The organism is Paraburkholderia sp. LEh10 (genome assembly GCF_017814945.1).
GTDB lineage: Bacteria > Pseudomonadota > Gammaproteobacteria > Burkholderiales > Burkholderiaceae > Paraburkholderia.
The window spans coordinates 101,336-118,815 of record NZ_JAGIPX010000016.1 but is presented as its reverse complement, the minus strand read 5'-3'; the positions used below and the strand labels follow the sequence as shown (position 1 = coordinate 118,815).

Here is a 17,480-nt window from a genome sequence, read left to right as displayed (position 1 = left end):
GTTTTGATGTGTGCTCGCAAGAACGGCACCGCATCCGTTCGATCGATTTCGGCAAACACACTTGTTTTAGACCCGCCCACGGCAGTCGGCCATCCCTGATCCAACTTAGACCGCACAAGGAGTACGCCGGATCTATCCTTAGGACTGCATTGAGGGTGCAGAATACGATGCATCTCCCGGCAGCCCATGATTAGAACGTGCGCCCGGAAAGCGGCCGTTTGCGATCGTTGCACTGATACCAAAATGGATGGCGGCAAAGCGCTTGCGTGTAGAACTCCGCGCGGGCAGGGTCGTCGGGACGAAAACCAGGCAGGCGATGACTGTGTGGCGCTGCTACCGGATAGCCGAGATAGGCCGCTTGCAATGATGCGGGCCAATAGGCCGTGATGGCAAGACACCGGCCCGCCGCCAAGCATGATTGTGAAAGTTCGACAACAGGCAACCGACGAGAATTCTCGCCTCGCGCGACACCGCCGTGGGCAATTACCGAAGTTTAGGTTTCTGATTCGGTGATCGTCACTAGAAAGCACCGCACGGCTCGGATACCGGCCGTCCTTGTTCACTATTCAAGGCGTGAGCGGCCGGTCCCGGTGCACAGACCGAACCTCGCACTTCAACGCGCTCAAGCCAGTCATCGCGCTGGCACGCAAAAAAGACAGCGCTAAGACACGCACCACACACCGCGCGTGTTGTCGGTGTTGTTGTGGGGAAGGTGGGGGGAATGACCTGGATGCTTGAAAACACTTGGCGCGCCCGGCTGGGATCGAACCAGCAACCCCTGCCTTCGGAGGGCAGTACTCTATCCATTGAGCTACGGGCGCATTCCGCGAAAAGCGCTGCAAAATCACGAGGTTGATTCGACATGCAGCGCCAAGGCGAGACCGAGAGCATACCCGGTTTCGGGCGGCCCGTCCACCGCGACCCGCCGAAGCGCCGCCGAAGTCCGCCGAAAGCCATTGCCGTGCGCAAACAAGCCGCGCAGAAATTGCAGCTTCGAGCCCGACCGGTTCGCGTAAACGCCTACTGAACACGCTGGAGGCCCGCTCGCCGACGCCGAAACCTTCCGTCTATAATCGTCGCTGGCTGATCAAGAATAACGTCGTTGCCGTCACGCTGTACCGCTCACAATACCCACGGGAGACGAGACAAGCATGAGCGAAGCACCACACGGAGCCCCGATCAAGACCCCCGCACAGCTGATCGCCGCAGTCATCGCCGGTTTTGCTGTCCCCATCGTCATCATCATTCTGCTCGCGTATTACGTCGACAACTCGACCCGCACGGGTGCGGGCACCGACAGTCTTTCCAACGCCGCCGTCGACGCGCGCACCGCGCCCATCGCAAAGGTCGAGATTCGCGACGCCAACGCGCCGCGCGTCTACAAGACGGGCGAGGAAGTCTACAAAGCCGTGTGCGCGACGTGTCACGCGTCCGGCGCGGCGGGAGCGCCGAAATTCACCAACACGGCCGACTGGGCACCGCGCATCGCGCAAGGTTTCGACACGCTCTGGCACAACGCGCTGACGGGCAAAGGCGCAATGCCCGCGCGCGGCGGCACGAGCCCGGACGATTACAGCGACTACGAAATCGGCCTCGCTGTCGCATACATGGCGAATAACGCGGGTGCGAAGTTTGCGGATCCGCCGAAGCCCGTGCCCGGCCAACCGGCTGCGGGTCCGGCGGGAGCGGCTAGCGGTGCGGCGGCGGCCAGCGGCGCGGAAGCAGCGTCGGGCGCGGCATCGGGTGCCGCAGGCGCGTCTGACGCGGCGGGCGCTCAGGCCGCTGCGGCGATGGCTGCAATGGCGAACGTGCCGCAAGCCGCGGCCCCCGCGTCAGGCGCGACGCAAAGCGCGGACGCTTCGCAGGCAGGCAAGGCGCTATATCAGCAGGTCTGCCAGGCTTGCCACGCGGCGGGCGTGCTGAACGCGCCGAAATTCGGCGACAAGGAAGCTTGGGCACAACGCCTGAAAGACCCGATCGATACGATCTACAACTACGCGCTGCACGGCAAGGGCGCGATGCCGCCGAAGGGTGGAGCGAACGCATCCGATGCCGATGTGAAGGCCGCCGTCGATTACATGATCAACGCGGCGAAATAGGCATCACACATACTTCAGGCGCAAAAAAATCCCCGACTCGATCGGGGATTTTTTATGCGCCCGGCATACGTCGACTGTCGACGGATCAAGCCTTCTGCAGCAGTGCCTTCAGACTCGCCAGCCGATCTTTCGGCGACATCGGCGCTTCTTCCGGCGTCGGCGGCGGCGCTTCGTCGAGTCCCATTTCAGGGATGAAGCGCGACTGCTCGCACACGACCGTCTCCCGCGCGCGCTTGCGCTTCTTGCACCAGTTCAGATGCAGACTGCGCTGCGCGCGCGTGATTGCGACGTACATCAGGCGGCGTTCTTCCTCGATGCGCTCGTCGTCGATCGGACCGTCGTCTTCCGTGCCGCCGCGATGCGGCATGATGCCCTCCTCGACGCCCACCAGAAACACGTGCGGATATTCCAACCCCTTCGACGCATGCACCGTCGACAGCCGCACCGCGTCGGGATCTTCGTCCTTGCCTTCGAGCATCGACATCAGCGCGACCGTCTGAATCAATCCGAGCAGATTCTTGCCGGTGTCAGCGAGACCGTCGGCGGTGTCGTAGCCCGTTTGTTCGGCGCCCGCTTCCGGCTCAGGTTTCGTGCCTTTGCGCTTGAGCCATTCCAGAAACTCCAGCACGTTCTGCCATTTCGCCTGAGCCTGGCGTTCGTCGAATGCGTCGTACAGGTAGGCTTCGTAGTGAATCGCCTCCATCATGTCGTCGAGCACGGACGTCGCCGCATCCTTGTCCGCCCGGTCTCGCAGGCGCTGCATGAAGTCGCAGAACACGCGCAGCGGCTCGACCTGGCGCGCCGACAGCCGCGCCTCGATGCCGCCCATGTACACGGCCTCGAACAGCGACACCTTCGCCTGTCCGGCGAACGCGCCGAGCGCTTCGAGCGTCGTGTTGCCGACGCCGCGGCGCGGCGTCGTGATCGCGCGGATGAATGCGGGGTCGTCGTCGGCGTTCGCGATCAGGCGCAGGTACGCGCAGAGATCCTTGATCTCGGCCTTGTCGAAGAACGACTGGCCACCCGACAGCACATATGGAATGCGCTCGCGCCGCAGCACCTGTTCGAAGATGCGCGCCTGGAAGTTGCCGCGATACAAAATCGCGTAGTCGCGGAACTGCGCGCGGCGCTCGAACTTGTGCGCAGACAGGCGGAATACCACGGACTCGGCCTCATGCTCTTCATCGTTGCAACCCGTGACCGTGATCGAATCGCCCATTCCGTGCTCGGACCAGAGCTTCTTCTCGAAGAGCTTCGGGTTGTTCGCGATCACGTTGTTCGCCGCCGTCAGGATGCGCACCGTCGACCGGTAGTTCTGTTCGAGCTTGATCATGTGCAGCTTCGGAAAGTCCTTGCCGAGCTGCGCGAGATTTTCGAGCGTTGCGCCGCGCCAGCCGTAGATCGCCTGATCGTCGTCGCCGACCGCCGTGAACGCGGCGCGCGGGCCGGCCAGCAGCTTCACGAGTTCGTACTGGCACGCGTTGGTGTCCTGGTACTCGTCGATCAGCAGATAGCGCAGCTTGTTCTGCCAGCGGTCGCGCACCTGCTCGTTGGTCTTGAACAACTCAGCGGGCAGGCGGATCAGATCGTCGAAATCAACGGCCTGATACGCGTGCAGCGTCGCGACATAGTTGCGATAGACGATGGCCGCCTGATGCTCGTCCTCATTCGACGCGATCGCCATCGCTTCGTCCGGCATGACGAGGCCGTTCTTCCATAGCGAGATGATCGTCTGGATTTTGCGGATGAAGCCCTTGTCGGTCGAGCCAACCTGCTCCTGGATCATGCCGAAGCAGTCGTCGGAATCCATGATCGAGAACTGCGGCTTGAGGCCGACGTGCTCCGCCTCCTGGCGCAGAATCTGCACGCCGAGCGAGTGGAACGTGCACACCGTCAGCTGGTTGACGGGCACCTTGCGGCCTTCCTTGCCGGGCGCCGTGAGCGTCTTGCCTTCGAGCAGCTTGCCGACGCGCTCGCGCATTTCCGCCGCGGCCTTGTTCGTGAAGGTGACGGCGGCGATGTGGCGCGGCTCGAAGCCTTTGTTTTCGATCAGGTGCGCGATCTTCTGTGTGATGACGCGCGTCTTGCCGCTGCCCGCGCCCGCGAGCACGAGGCAAGGACCGTCGAGATAGCGCACCGCTTCGCTTTGAGCGGGATTCAGGCCTGCGGACATCGTGTGTGGATGAGTAAGTCGATTGAGGGCGCTTCGCTTCGAACGGCCCGAGAACATGCAGCGAGATGGCAAACGACGCGGCGCGTGCATCGTGCGGCGCGTGCGCGGCGCCTCGCCGGACCACCCGCCGCGCCTGCGGCAACCGACATACGCAACCGACGCACGCAACTGGCACGCAATTGATTCCATGCGCTTTTTGCCGTTCGCGTGAGAGCCGCGATGTTAACACGAATGCTCCCGCCAATGCCCCTGCTTATGCCATTCGGACAAGCGCGCGCCGCAGCGCTTCGCCGCGACGCGAGGCGCCTCCGTGCCACAATTGCGGCGTTGCGCGCCGCCCCCGCGGCGCGCCGCTTTTGCAGGAAACACGCATGTCTTCATCGCTGAAAATTGGCTTGATGGGCTACGGCTTTGCCGGCGCCACCTTTCACGCGCCGGTGATCGAGCACTGCGGACGCGCGCATGTCGCCGCGATCGCCACCGGACAACGGGACAAGGCGCACGCCGACTATCCGAACGCGCGGATCGTCGCCGACATCGACGCGCTGCTCGCGCTTGCGGACATCGAATGCGTCGTGATCGCGACGCCCAACGACACGCACTTCGACCTCGCGCGCCGCACGCTCGAAGCGGGCAAGCACGTGGTCGTGGACAAGCCCGTCACGCTCTGCGCCGCCGACGCCCGCACGCTCGCCGATCTCGCGCAAAGCAAGGGACTGTTGTTCGCGCCGTTCCACAACCGCCGCTGGGACGGCGATTTCATGACCGTGCGCGAGCTGATCGCAAGCGGTGAGCTGGGCCGCATCACGCATTTCGAATCGCACTTCGACCGCTTTCGTCCGGGCATCCGGCAGCGCTGGCGCGAAGAGGCGTCGCGCGGCGGCGGTCTGCTGTTCGACCTCGGCCCGCATCTGATCGATCAGGCGCTGACGCTGTTCGGCACGCCCGACACGGTCTACGCAACGGTCAAGGCGTATCGCGACAATGCGAGCGCCGCGGACTACGTGCATCTGCTGCTCGGCTACGCAAATCATGAAGTGGTGCTGCACGCTAGCGCGCTGACGGCGATTGTCGCGCCGCGCTTCACGATCCACGGCACGCGCGGCAGCTATCTGAAATACGGCCTCGATACGCAGGAAGACCAGCTGAAGGCGGGCTTGCGCCCCGGCGATGCCGGTTTTGGGGGCGGCAACGACGCGGGCACGCTGCGCGTGCTGGAAGGTGAGCAGGAAGTCGAGCGCGAACTGCCGACGCGCGATGGCGTCTATGCCGACTTCTACCGCGCGCTGGCAGCATCGATCCGCGACGGCGCACCGTTCCCCGTCAGCGCACAGGACGCCGTGGACGTGATGGCGATCATCGAACTCGCGAATCGCAGCGAGCAGGAAGGCGTGCGTTTGCCGTTCCGGCCCGGCGCCTGAGGGTCGGATCGCGTTTGTGGTTTGCCGGTGCTCGTTGCGCGCCTTCGAGCGCTTCAGTGGCTTTTGCGCGAAGCAGAAGCCTTCCCACCACTCGCCTGCCGGTCATCGACGGATGCGCAGCCGCGCCGGCGACGCGCCATCCCGCGTCGCCGGATGAGCGTTACTTTGCGTACCGAACCGGCATCTTTCGACACAAGGAGAACTCCATGCAACGAATCGCCCGCGCGCTCGCCTGCTGTGCGCTGGTTTCGTCGCTGGCCGCGTGCGTGACTGCGCCGCAGCAGACGGCCCGGCCGCATCCCGCGCCGAATCCGCACGACATGGCCGTGCACCGTCTCGAACAGGTCGGCGGCCGTATCGACATGATGGGCCGCCGCATCGATGCGCGCGTGAGCCAGGGCGCCTATCCGCCGCCCGAAGGCAGCGCGCTGCATCGCCGGCTCGATACGATCCGCCAGGAAGCCCACGACATGGCCGCGCAGCACGGCGGCGGCCTCACGGGCGACGAACAGCGTGTTCTGAATCAGGAACTGGATACGGCGTCGGCGGCGATCAACCGCTGATTAGCGCGGCTTTGCCCGAAAGCGCGGCTCCTGTGCGGGCGCTGCGCTTTTCGCGCCTTTTTCCGGCGAGCCGGTGTCGCACGAATGAGCCGTTAAGCCGGACGTTTTTGTCGCGGGAAGCTCCGGACGCAGGCGCTGCAAGGAGTCGAAACCTTTATTTGACAAGCCTCCGGGCCTCGCGTACATTCGCCGCACGCGTCGGGAGAGCGCGCCGCCTGCTGTCGTCCAGCTTTCGCAGCAGCCAGCGCCGCCGAAGGGGCACACCCGCAAACTCTCAGGCAAAAGGACCGAACGCGTCGAAAAACCCGCTTGTCATCCGGTCACAATGACCACATACGAATGAGCGAGCGTTTTTCGCACTCTGGAGAGCGGCAGTAGCGCTAGTGCACGAATCGGGCACGCGCAGGCTGCCCACCGAAGGGGCGCGCGCCACGCCCGCCAGCACTCGCTGACGGCAGCGCAATCTCTCAGGTATCGAGGACAGAGGGGGCATGCAGTTATCGCTCGTTGGCCCAAAGTGGGATCAGGCCGCGAGGGGTTTCGCCGCATGGCCTTTCCTGTTAAGCGACGCCCGAGGCCCCGATGACCGAACTCAAACACACCCCGCTCCACGCCACGCACCGCGCGCTGAATGCCCGCATGGTCGATTTCGGCGGCTGGGACATGCCCGTCAATTATGGCTCGCAGATCGAAGAGCATCGCGCCGTTCGCACCGACGCCGGCATGTTCGACGTGTCCCATATGTGCGTCGTCGACTTCACGGGCGAGCGCGTGCGTGCTTTCTTCGAGCGCGCGCTGGCCAACAACGTCGGCAAGCTGCAGACGCCGGGCAAAGCCCTCTACTCGTGCCTGCTCAACCCCGAAGGCGGCGTGATCGACGATCTGATCGTCTATTACTTCGCCGAAGATCATTTCCGCGTCGTCGTGAATGCCGGCACGGCGGATAAAGACGTCGCGTGGTTCAACAAGCTCAATGACGAACAAGGCTTCGGCCTGACCATCACGCCGCGCCGCGACTACGCGATCGTCGCCGTGCAAGGCCCGAATGCGCGTGAAAAAGTCTGGGCGACGGTGCCCGCCGCCCGCGCCGCCAGCGAAGGCCTCAAGCCGTTCAACGCGGCGCGTGTCGCCGATACGCCGTTTGGCGAGCTGACCGTCGCGCGCACCGGCTACACGGGCGAAGACGGCTTCGAAATCATCGTTCCCGCCGCTCACGTCGAAGCGCTGTGGAACGCGCTGCAGGCGCAAGGTGTGCGGCCCGCCGGTCTCGGCGCGCGCGACACGCTGCGTCTCGAAGCGGGCATGAACCTGTACGGCCAGGACATGGACGACAACGTCTCGCCGCTCGACGCCGGACTCGCATGGACCGTCGATCTGTCCGCGCCGCGCGATTTCATTGGGCGCGCGAAGCTCGAAGAAAAAGGCGCGCAAGCGACGTTCGTCGGCCTGATCCTGCACAAGGACAACGGCAAGGCAGCGGGCGTGCTGCGCGCGCATCAGAAGGTCGTCGTCACGCCGAACGGCGAAGGCGAAATCACGAGCGGCACGTTCTCGCCGACCATGCAGGAATCGATTGCGTTCGCGCGCGTACCGAAGGGCGTGCAGCCGGGCGACGTCGTGCATGTCCAGATACGTGACAAGGCACTTCCCGCCAGCGTGGTTAAACTGCCATTCGTGCGCAACGGCAAAGTGCTCGTCGGCTGATCGATCACACGATAAGCGTCACGACACAGTCACAAAATCGTCGCGTGCGTCCCACCATTTAAGTCAAACCGAATCACACCGTTTAGGAGCATCCGATGAGCATCCCGGCCGATCTGAAATACACCGAATCGCACGAATGGGTCCGCACCGAAGCGGACGGCACGCTGACGGTCGGTATCACCGACCACGCGCAGGAAGCGCTCGGCGACATCGTCTTCTTCGAAGTGCAGCAACTGGGCCAAACCGTCTCGGCGGGCGATACCGTCGCCGTCATCGAATCAGTGAAGGCCGCTTCAGATATTTACGCGCCCGTGTCGGGCGAAATCATCGAGGCCAACACGAGCGTCGGCGATACGCCGGACTCCGTGAACAGCGCGCCGTACGACAACTGGCTGTTCAAGATCAAGCCGGCTGCGGGCGCATCGCAGGATCGTCTGATGGACGCCGCGGCCTACGGCAAATCGATCGGCGAATAAGCCATTTACCCACCACGGGCGCGGCGGCTTCGCGGACACGAACGCCGCGCCGGCAGGAACACTCAATGAAGCTCGAACACCCGGATCGTCTGATGAACCGCACTCCCCTCTCGCTCGCCGCGCTCGAAGTGCACGATGCCTTCGCCGAACGGCATATCGGCCCGGACGCGGCCGATCAGCAGTCGATGCTCGAAGCCCTCGGCTTCGCATCGCGCGCCGCGCTGATGGACGCGGTGATTCCGAAGTCGATCCGCCGCCAGGACGCGCTGCCGCTCGGCCCCTTCGCGCAACCGAAGAGCGAAGCCGAAGCGCTCGCAGCCCTGCGCGAACTCGCGGACAAGAACCAGGTGTTCCGCTCGTACATCGGCCAGGGCTACTACAACGCGCACACGCCCGCCGTCATCCTGCGCAACGTGCTCGAAAATCCGGCGTGGTACACGGCGTACACGCCGTATCAGCCGGAAATCTCGCAGGGCCGGCTGGAGGCGCTGCTGAACTATCAGCAGATGATCGTCGACCTGACGGGTCTCGCGATCTCGAATGCGTCGCTGCTCGACGAAGCGACGGCCGCAGCCGAAGCGATGACGCTGCTGCAACGCGTCGGCAAGCCGAAGTCGAACATCTTCTACGTGGCAGACGACGTGCTGCCGCAAACCATCGAAGTCATGAAGACGCGCGCGAAGCCCGTCGGCATCGAAGTGAAGGTCGGCCCGGCTGCCGATGCGGCGACGTCGAACGCGTTTGGCGTGCTGCTGCAATATCCGGGCGTCAACGGCGATGTGCGCGACTACCGCGCGCTCGCTGATGCGATCCACGCCGCGGGCGGCCACGTGGTCGCCGCCGCCGATCTGCTCGCGCTCACCCTGCTCACGCCGCCGGGCGAATGGGGCGCGGACGTGGCCGTCGGCAACTCGCAGCGTTTCGGCGTGCCCGTCGGCTTCGGCGGCCCGCACGCTGCGTATCTCGCCGTGCGCGACGAGTTCAAGCGTCAGATGCCGGGGCGTCTCGTCGGCGTGACCGTCGATGCGCAAGGCAATCCCGCGCTGCGTCTCGCGCTGCAAACGCGCGAACAGCACATCCGCCGCGAAAAGGCGACGTCGAATGTCTGCACCGCGCAGGCGCTGCTCGCGATCATGGCCAGCATGTACGCCGTCTATCACGGCCCGCGCGGCCTCAAGATGATCGCGCAGCGCGTGAACCGGATCGCCGCGCTGCTGGCCGTCGGCGCAAAGCAACTCGGCTACACGCTCGTCAACGAGTCGTTCTTCGACACGCTCACGTTCGAAACGGGCGCACGCACGCAAGCGCTGCACGACGCAGCGACCGCACGACGCTTCAACCTGCGCCGCGTGAGCGACACGCGGGTCGGCATTTCGCTCGACGAAACCACGACGCGCGCCGATCTCGCCGATCTGCTCGCCGCGTTCGCGCAAGCTGCGTTCGTCGACGCCGTGCCGCAGATCGATGAACTCGACGCGCAGCTCGGTCAGGCAAACACATTCCCGGCGACGCTCGAACGCGAAAGCGCGTATCTGACGCATCACGTGTTCAACCGCCATCATTCGGAAACGGAAATGCTGCGCTATCTGCGCAGCCTCTCGGATAAAGACCTCGCGCTCGACCGCTCGATGATCCCGCTCGGCTCGTGCACGATGAAGCTCAACGCGACGTCGGAAATGCTGCCCGTCACGTGGCCCGAGTTCGGTCAGATCCACCCGTTCGCACCCGCCCAGCAAACCGTCGGCTACCGCGAAATGATCGACCAGCTCGAGCAGATGCTGGTCGCCGCAACCGGCTATGCGGCCGTGTCGCTGCAGCCGAACGCGGGCTCGCAAGGCGAATACGCGGGCTTGCTGATCATTCACGCGTATCACGAGTCGCGCGGCGAAGGTCATCGCAACGTGTGTCTGATCCCGGCTTCGGCGCATGGCACGAACCCGGCGTCGGCGCAGATGGCGGGCATGCAGGTCGTCGTCGTCGCGTGCGATGCGCAAGGCAACGTCGATATCGAAGACCTGAAGAAGAAGGCCGCGCAACACGCCGACAAGCTCGCGGCGATCATGATCACGTATCCGTCGACGCACGGCGTATTCGAGCAGAACGTCCGCGAAATCTGCGAGATCGTACATGGGCACGGCGGCCAGGTGTACGTGGACGGCGCGAACATGAACGCGATGGTCGGCCTCACCGCGCCGGGCCAGTTCGGCGGTGACGTCTCGCACCTGAATCTGCACAAGACGTTCTGCATTCCGCACGGCGGCGGCGGACCGGGCGTCGGTCCTGTTGCTGTCGGTGCGCATCTCGCGAAGTTCCTGCCGAACCAGACGTCGACGGGCTATGAGCGCGACGCCAACGGCATCGGCGCTGTGTCCGCTGCGCCGTATGGCTCGGCGTCGATCCTGCCGATCTCGTGGATGTACATCGCGATGATGGGCGCGAAGAACCTGACGGCCGCCACGGAAACGGCGATCCTCAACGCGAACTACGTTGCGAACAAGCTCGCGCCGCATTACCCGGTGCTGTACGCGGGCCCGGGCGGACTGGTCGCGCACGAGTGCATCCTCGATCTGCGTCCCATCAAGGAAACGAGCGGCATCAGCGTCGACGACGTCGCGAAGCGCCTGATGGACTACGGCTTCCACGCGCCGACGATGAGCTTCCCGGTGCCGGGCACGCTGATGGTCGAGCCGACGGAATCGGAATCGAAGGAAGAGCTGGATCGCTTCATCGAAGCGATGATCGCGATTCGCAACGAAATCCGCGACGTCGAGGAAGGCCGCAGCGATCGCGAGGACAACCCGCTCAAGCACGCGCCGCACACGGCGGCGGTCGTCGTCGCGAACGAATGGCCGCATGCGTATGCGCGTGAAACGGCGGCGTATCCACTGCCGTCGCTCGTCGCGAAGAAGTACTGGCCGCCCGTTGGCCGTGCTGATAACGCGTACGGCGACCGCAATCTGTTCTGCTCGTGCGTGCCCGTGGCGGATTACCAGTAAGGTCGGGTGCATCGCACAGTTGTTATGTTGAAGTAGTGTGAACCGCGCGTCGCGTTGCCCAGCGACGCGCGGTTCTTTCTTGCAGTTCTGTCGCTTGGCGCGTCAAACCGTTACCATCTCACACCGAATCAGCCCAACGAAGGAGTTTCGCATGGTGCGACAGGTGCGAATGATGCAGTCCCGGACACATCGTACGCGTGCGCAGCAACAGCGCTTTTTCGTCTTGCCGCTTCCCGCGCTTTTGATCGCGGCCGCTGCCATTTGCGCACAGAGCATGCAGACCGCCCACGCCGCCATGAACCTCTGTGCCGCGCCCGCACTGCAAACCAGCGAGCGCACCAACGCTGATCCCGGCGTGAAGGCATTGGTGAGCAATGTCCAGGCGCACCTGAACGACCCGGCGCATGCCGTGCGTCGATTGCATACGGAAGGCACGCTGCCCCACGAAGGCATTTACGACCAGAGCAAGGAAGCGGAGCAAGACCTCGACCTGTTGCGCGATGCGGCGCTCTCATGGCGCGCGACGAGCGACGACCGCTATCTGAAGTTCGTCGACCGGCTGCTGTACGCATGGGTGACGACCTACGAGCCGTCGTTCAATCCGATCGACGAGACGCCGTTCGAAGGGCTGATCCTCGCCTATGACATGACCGCGAGCGCGCTGCCCGTGAAGACGCGCAACGCGACGATGGCCTTTCTGACGAAGCTCGCCAACGGCTACATCGCGCAGATCGACGCGCAAAAGCGCCCGTTGACAGGCTCGTTCCGCAACAACTGGCAGAGTCACCGGGTCAAGCTGATCGCGATGGCGGCGTTCACGCTCGACAACCGCAAGATGATCGAGGCCGCGCAGCGCCTGTACGTCGAGCACATCGACGACAACATCGCGCCCGATGGCACGACCGTCGATTTCGGCGAGCGCGATGCGCTGCACTATGTCACGTACGATCTTCAGCCGCTCGTGACGGCCGCGCTCGCGGCGCGCCGCCACAACCGCAACTGGCTGAACGAACGCGCGCCGAGCGGCGCGACGCTCGCCGTCGCGCTGAACTGGCTCACGCCGTACGCGACGGGTGAGAAGACGCACGAGGAATTCGTACGTTCAGCCGAGCCATTCGATGCAAAACGCCGTGAAGCCGGTTTGCCCGGCTATAGTGGACAGTGGGATCCGAAAAATGCGGCCGAGTTGTATCACCTCGCCGCGCGGCTCGACGGGCGCTACACGCCCGTCGCGCGCAAACTGGCACCGGCGCCGCCCGCGTGGCTCGCCGTGTGTCTGCCGTTGCCGGCGCGTTGATCACGCGCCGAGCATCAAGCGTAATGGGCTGCCGCGCTATCCGCGCAGTGCAGCACAAGTGAATTTCTACTAGCAGGAGCAGTGATGGCAGTCAGCGTTTTCGATCTCTTCAAAATCGGTATCGGTCCGTCGAGTTCGCATACCGTCGGTCCCATGCGCGCGGCGCTGATGTTCGCGCAAGGGCTCGAGCGCGACGGGCTGCTCGAGAACACGGCGTCGGTGAAAGTCGATCTGTACGGCTCGCTCGGCGCGACAGGCAAGGGCCACGGCACCGATCGCGGCGTCATGCTCGGCCTGCTCGGCGATGCCCCCGATACCGTCGATCCCGACACGATCGCGTCTCGCCTCGAACAGGTCCGCACGTCCCGCAAGCTCGCGCTGCTCGGCAAGCACGATATCCCGTTCGTGCAGAAGGAAAACATTTCGTTCTACCGGCAGGCGCTGCCCGAACATCCGAACGGTCTCAAGCTGCGCGCATTCGACGCGAACGGTGAAACGCTGCGTGAATCGACCTTTCTGTCCGTGGGCGGCGGCTTCGTCGTGACGGCGGGCGCACCGAATACCAAGGTGCTTGCGGCTGTCGATCAACTGCCGCATCCGTTCCGCTCGGGCGCCGAACTGCTGGAGATGTGCAAAGCGACGGGCAAGTCCATCGCGCAACTGATGTGGGAGAACGAGCGCGCGTGGCACACGGAAGAAGAAACGCGCACGGGCCTGCTGAAGATCTGGGACGTGATGCAATCGTGCGTCGCGCGCGGCTGCGGCATCAACAATCCCGGCGCGGACGGCAATCTGCCCGGCCCGTTCCAGGTGAAGCGCCGCGCGCCGCAACTGTATCGCGCGCTGACGGGCAATCCGGAGCGCGCGTTGCAGGACCCGCTGTCGATGGTCGACTGGATCAATCTGTACGCGATTGCAGTCAATGAAGAGAACGCGGCCGGCGGCCGCGTGGTCACCGCGCCGACCAACGGCGCGGCGGGCATCATTCCCGCCGTGCTGCACTATTACACGCGCTTCATGCCGAACGCGAACCAGCAAGGCGTGCTCGACTTCCTGATGACCGCGGCCGCCATCGGCATTTTGTACAAGCTGAACGCGTCGATTTCCGGGGCCGAAGTGGGATGCCAGGGCGAGGTGGGCGTCGCGTGTTCGATGGCGGCGGGCGCACTCGCGGCCGTGATGGGCGGTACGCCGCTGCAGGTCGAGAATGCGGCCGAGATCGGCATGGAGCACAACCTGGGCCTCACCTGCGACCCCGTCGGCGGAATGGTGCAGATTCCGTGCATCGAGCGCAACGCAATGGCGTCGGTGAAGGCGGTCAACGCTGCGCGCATGGCGCTGCGCGGCGACGGCAGCCACTACGTATCGCTCGACTCCGTCATCAAGACGATGCGCGAAACGGGCGCGGACATGAAGACCAAGTACAAGGAAACGTCGCGCGGCGGGCTGGCCGTGAACATCATCGAATGTTGATGCCGCTTTTACGAATGACACCTGGGAGGGTCTCGGCGTAAGCTGTCGAAGCTCTTCTGACTGGAGGTGTCTTCGCAATGTCGCTGTCTTCCGATGCTTCATCTATGACTACTGGCGCGCGGCTCATGGTCGACGCGCTGTTGACGCATGGCGTCGAGCGCGTGTTCTGCGTGCCCGGCGAAAGTTTTCTGGCGGTGCTCGATTCGCTGCACGACGAGACCTCGCGCATTCAGACGGTCGTGTGCCGTCACGAGGCGGCGGCGGCCAACATGGCCGAAGCCGTCGGCAAGCTGACGGGCCGTCCCGGTGTGGCGATCGTCACGCGCGGCCCGGGCGCGACGCACGCATCGATTGGCGTGCACACAGCGTTTCAGGACTCCACGCCGATGATCCTGCTGATCGGTCAATGTGCGCGCGAGCATCTGGACCGCGAGGCGTTCCAGGAAATCGACTATCGACGTATGTTCGGACAGATGGCCAAGTGGGTCGCGCAGATCGACGACCCGCGCCGCATTCCCGAGTACATGAGCCACGCGTTCCACACGGCGACATCGGGGCGTCCCGGCCCTGTCGTGCTGTCGTTGCCGGAAGATGTGCTGAGCGACGCATGCGCGAGCGTGCCCGGCGCGCCTGCCTATCAGCGGGTGGCCGCGGCACCGGCGCCGCAGCAGATCGAACGTCTGCGCGGACTGCTCGAAGACGCGAAAAAGCCGATGATGATTGCAGGCGGCAGCGGCTGGACGCCGCAAGCGTGCGAAGACCTGCGCACGTTCGTCGAGAACTGGCAGCTTCCGATCGGCCTCGCATTTCGCTTCCAGGACACGCTCGACAACGAGCACCCGAACTACGCGGGCGACGTGGGCCTCGGCATCAATCCGGCGCTCGCCCGGCGTATCCAGGATGCGGACCTGCTGCTCGCACTGGGCCCGCGACTCGGCGAAGCGACGACGGGCGGCTACACGCTGCTCGACATTCCGAAAACGAAGCAGACGCTGATCCACGTTCACCAGGGTGCGGAAGAACTGGGCCGCGTCTACGCCGCCGATCTGCCAATCGTCTCCGGCATGCCGGAGATCGCGTCGATGCTCGCGGCGCTGAAGCCATCGACGAAGCTCGCCTGGGAGGGCACGGCAAAAGAAGCGCACGACGCGTACCTCGAATGGCGCAAGCCGCGCAAGATTCCGGGCGACGTGCAGCTTGGCGAGATCATGCTGCAACTGCGCGAGCACTTGCCGAAGGACGCGATCCTGACGAACGGCGCAGGCAACTACGCGACGTGGCTGCACCGTCACTTCGCGTACCGCCACTTCCGTTCGCAGCTTGCACCGACGAGCGGCGCGATGGGCTACGGCGTGCCTGCGGCGATCGCGGCGAAATCGATGTATCCGGACAGAACGGTGGTGGCCTTCGCAGGTGACGGCTGCTTCATGATGTCATCGCCGGAGATCGCCACGGCGATGCAATACAACCTGCCGGTGATTTTCATTGTCGTGAACAATAGCCACTACGGCACGATCCGGATGCATCAGGAGCGGCACTATCCGAACCGCGTCTATGGAACGGGGCTGACGAACCCTGACTTCGCCGCCTTCGCGAAGTCGTTCGGCGCACACGGCGAACTGGTGGAGCGCACAGAAGACTTCATGCCCGCGTTCAAGCGCGCGCAGGAGTCGAAGCGCCCGGCCGTGATCGAAGTCCGCCTGATACAGGAAGCAAGCACGCCGGGCGCGACGCTGGCGCAAATCCGCGAGCAGGGGAAAAAACTGCGAGGGGAGTAAAAGAAGAAGGTGCGCAGCTCGCGTCACGTGCTGCGCACACGCATCACCCGGACCGTCGAGAACCCGTGGATTGACGTCAGGACGCTCCCGTGAGCTGCTTTCTTTTGGCCCCGCACAGGGGCAACGCCCGCCCCGTGAAGGCGCAACGCGGATGACGCCGCCAGGCCCGAACAACCAGAATCAAAAGCGTCGCGGACAGACAAAAAACAAAAGCCTCGCAGAGCAAATACCCCACGAGGCTTCACAAAAAAACGCAGCAGCGCTCAAGCGAAATTCAACTCGAACGCCGCAAGGCAAAATAACTTACTTGCCACCGACGCTCTGCAGCGTCGTCCACTTCCCGTCAACGACCTTATACAGCGTGATGCCGCCGTTCTTCAGATCGCCCTTGGTGTCATAAGCGAGATCCTTGGTCGTCACGGCAGGCATGCTGGTCTTCGCGAGCAGCGGCAGATACTTCGCCGGATCCGTCGAATTGGCCTTCTTCATTGCGTCGAACATCGCCATCGCGCCGTCGTAAGCGTACGGCGAGTACGTCTGAACGTCTTCACCAAAGCGCTTCTTGTACTTCGCGACGTAGTCCTTGCCACCAGGCATTTCTTCCAGCGGCAGGCCAGCCAGCGAAGCCACCGTACCATTGGCTGCATCGCCTGCGACTTGCAGGAAGGTCGGCGTGTGGACCATCTCGCCGCCCATCAGCGGAGCCTTGATGCCGAGCGTCTTCATCTGCTTGACCATCGGCGCAGCCTGCGAATCGGCGCCGCCGTAGTAGATAAGGTCAGGTTGAACCGACTTCAGCTTCGTCAGGATCGACTTGAAGTCGACGGCCTTGTCGTTCGTGAATTCGCGATCGACGATCGTGCCGCCCGCAGCCTTCGCTGCCTTCTCGAACTGGTCGGCGAGACCCTGGCCATAAGCCGTGCGGTCATCGACGATCGCGATCTTCTTCATGCCCAGGCTCTTCACAGCGAACGTGCCCGCAACGGAGCCTTGCTGCGTGTCCGAGGTCATCATGCGGAACGTCGTCTTGAAACCTTGCTGCGTATACTCCGGCGCCGTCGCCATTGCGATCTGCGGAATACCAGCGTTCGCGTAGATGCGCGATGCCGGGATCGTCGTGCCCGAGTTGAAGTGGCCGAGCATACCCTTGATGTTGTCGTCGACGAGCTTCTGCGCGACCGTCGTACCCGTGCGCGGGTCAGCCTGGTCGTCGGCCACGTCCAGCACGAAGCGAACCTGCTTGCCGCCGATCACCGGCTTCGTCGCGTTCATGTCTTCGACTGCGAGCGTGATGCCGTTCTGGAAGTCCTTGCCGTAGTGCGCCTGTGCGCCCGTCATCGGGCCGGCGAAGCCGATCTTCACGTCTTCGACCTGCTGGGCGTGCGCAGTCCCCGCCAGCGACATGGCCGCGAACAGCGTCGCGCCTGCCAGCTTTTTCATCGTATGTTGCATATCTTCTCCTTGATACCAGGTGTGGACGGCGCGGTGATCGGGGTCGCC

Annotated in this window: 11 protein-coding genes, 1 tRNA gene and 2 riboswitches; of the genes, 9 read left to right on the top strand and 3 right to left on the bottom strand. The window is 64.1% G+C overall.

The window, feature by feature from the left end; genetic code table 11:
• Window positions 1–745: 745 nt before the first annotated feature.
• Window positions 746–821: transfer RNA gene (locus tag J8I87_RS15955), tRNA-Arg, on the bottom strand.
• A gap of 330 nt (window positions 822–1,151) precedes the next feature.
• Between J8I87_RS15955 and J8I87_RS15950 the strand changes: the two genes are divergently transcribed.
• Entirely contained in the window at window positions 1,152–2,099 is a 948-nt protein-coding gene (locus J8I87_RS15950; RefSeq protein WP_209932422.1) for a cytochrome c5 family protein, read from the top strand.
• An 85-nt stretch (window positions 2,100–2,184) separates the two neighbouring features.
• Here J8I87_RS15950 and J8I87_RS15945 read toward each other — a convergent pair whose 3' ends face one another.
• Complete coding sequence (locus J8I87_RS15945; RefSeq protein WP_209932421.1) at window positions 2,185–4,272, bottom strand: UvrD-helicase domain-containing protein; 2,088 nt, start codon at window positions 4,270–4,272, stop codon at window positions 2,185–2,187.
• 371 nt (window positions 4,273–4,643) lie between these two features.
• On the opposite strand from J8I87_RS15945, the gene J8I87_RS15940 reads away from it, so the two are divergent.
• From J8I87_RS15940 to J8I87_RS15905, 8 genes are all read left to right on the top strand, one after another.
• Window positions 4,644–5,693 (top strand): oxidoreductase, encoded by a 1,050-nt coding sequence (locus J8I87_RS15940; RefSeq protein WP_209932419.1) that lies wholly within the window; start codon window positions 4,644–4,646, stop codon window positions 5,691–5,693.
• Window positions 5,694–5,899: 206 nt separating this feature from the next.
• Window positions 5,900–6,256 (top strand): hypothetical protein, encoded by a 357-nt coding sequence (locus J8I87_RS15935; RefSeq protein ID WP_209932417.1) that lies wholly within the window; start codon window positions 5,900–5,902, stop codon window positions 6,254–6,256.
• Between the two features lie 189 nt (window positions 6,257–6,445).
• A riboswitch (glycine riboswitch) is annotated at window positions 6,446–6,557 on the top strand.
• Window positions 6,558–6,607: 50 nt separating this feature from the next.
• Window positions 6,608–6,750, top strand: a riboswitch (glycine riboswitch).
• 88 nt (window positions 6,751–6,838) lie between these two features.
• Window positions 6,839–7,960 (top strand): glycine cleavage system aminomethyltransferase GcvT, encoded by a 1,122-nt coding sequence (gene gcvT, locus J8I87_RS15930; RefSeq protein ID WP_209932416.1) that lies wholly within the window; start codon window positions 6,839–6,841, stop codon window positions 7,958–7,960.
• 95 nt (window positions 7,961–8,055) lie between these two features.
• The gene (gene gcvH / locus J8I87_RS15925) at window positions 8,056–8,436 is read left to right on the top strand and encodes a glycine cleavage system protein GcvH (RefSeq protein ID WP_209932414.1); all 381 of its coding nucleotides are present in this window, start codon (window positions 8,056–8,058) and stop codon (window positions 8,434–8,436) included.
• A gap of 65 nt (window positions 8,437–8,501) precedes the next feature.
• Entirely contained in the window at window positions 8,502–11,432 is a 2,931-nt protein-coding gene (gene gcvP / locus J8I87_RS15920) for an aminomethyl-transferring glycine dehydrogenase (protein ID WP_209932412.1), read from the top strand.
• 151 nt (window positions 11,433–11,583) lie between these two features.
• Window positions 11,584–12,729, top strand: coding sequence for an alginate lyase family protein (locus J8I87_RS15915; protein ID WP_209932410.1), 1,146 nt, complete (start codon window positions 11,584–11,586; stop codon window positions 12,727–12,729).
• An 84-nt stretch (window positions 12,730–12,813) separates the two neighbouring features.
• A complete protein-coding gene (locus J8I87_RS15910) occupies window positions 12,814–14,202 on the top strand; it encodes an L-serine ammonia-lyase (protein ID WP_209932409.1) in 1,389 nt (462 codons plus the stop codon).
• A 77-nt stretch (window positions 14,203–14,279) separates the two neighbouring features.
• Window positions 14,280–15,980 (top strand): thiamine pyrophosphate-binding protein, encoded by a 1,701-nt coding sequence (locus tag J8I87_RS15905; protein WP_209932407.1) that lies wholly within the window; start codon window positions 14,280–14,282, stop codon window positions 15,978–15,980.
• 303 nt (window positions 15,981–16,283) lie between these two features.
• Here J8I87_RS15905 and J8I87_RS15900 read toward each other — a convergent pair whose 3' ends face one another.
• Window positions 16,284–17,432 (bottom strand): branched-chain amino acid ABC transporter substrate-binding protein, encoded by a 1,149-nt coding sequence (locus J8I87_RS15900; protein WP_209932406.1) that lies wholly within the window; start codon window positions 17,430–17,432, stop codon window positions 16,284–16,286.
• Between the last annotated feature and the right edge of the window lie 48 nt (window positions 17,433–17,480).

Excerpts from the sequence above, each read along its gene's own strand:
- J8I87_RS15950 (WP_209932422.1), top strand. The coding sequence starts at position 1,152 with ATGAGCGAAGCACCACACGGAGCCCCGATCAAGACCCCCGCACAGCTG.
- J8I87_RS15945 (WP_209932421.1), bottom strand. The coding sequence starts at position 4,272 with ATGTCCGCAGGCCTGAATCCCGCTCAAAGCGAAGCGGTGCGCTATCTC.
- J8I87_RS15940 (WP_209932419.1), top strand. The coding sequence starts at position 4,644 with ATGTCTTCATCGCTGAAAATTGGCTTGATGGGCTACGGCTTTGCCGGC.
- J8I87_RS15935 (WP_209932417.1), top strand. The coding sequence starts at position 5,900 with ATGCAACGAATCGCCCGCGCGCTCGCCTGCTGTGCGCTGGTTTCGTCG.
- gcvT (WP_209932416.1), top strand. The coding sequence starts at position 6,839 with ATGACCGAACTCAAACACACCCCGCTCCACGCCACGCACCGCGCGCTG.
- gcvH (WP_209932414.1), top strand. The coding sequence starts at position 8,056 with ATGAGCATCCCGGCCGATCTGAAATACACCGAATCGCACGAATGGGTC.
- gcvP (WP_209932412.1), top strand. The coding sequence starts at position 8,502 with ATGAAGCTCGAACACCCGGATCGTCTGATGAACCGCACTCCCCTCTCG.
- J8I87_RS15915 (WP_209932410.1), top strand. The coding sequence starts at position 11,584 with ATGGTGCGACAGGTGCGAATGATGCAGTCCCGGACACATCGTACGCGT.
- J8I87_RS15910 (WP_209932409.1), top strand. The coding sequence starts at position 12,814 with ATGGCAGTCAGCGTTTTCGATCTCTTCAAAATCGGTATCGGTCCGTCG.
- J8I87_RS15905 (WP_209932407.1), top strand. The coding sequence starts at position 14,280 with ATGTCGCTGTCTTCCGATGCTTCATCTATGACTACTGGCGCGCGGCTC.
- J8I87_RS15900 (WP_209932406.1), bottom strand. The coding sequence starts at position 17,432 with ATGCAACATACGATGAAAAAGCTGGCAGGCGCGACGCTGTTCGCGGCC.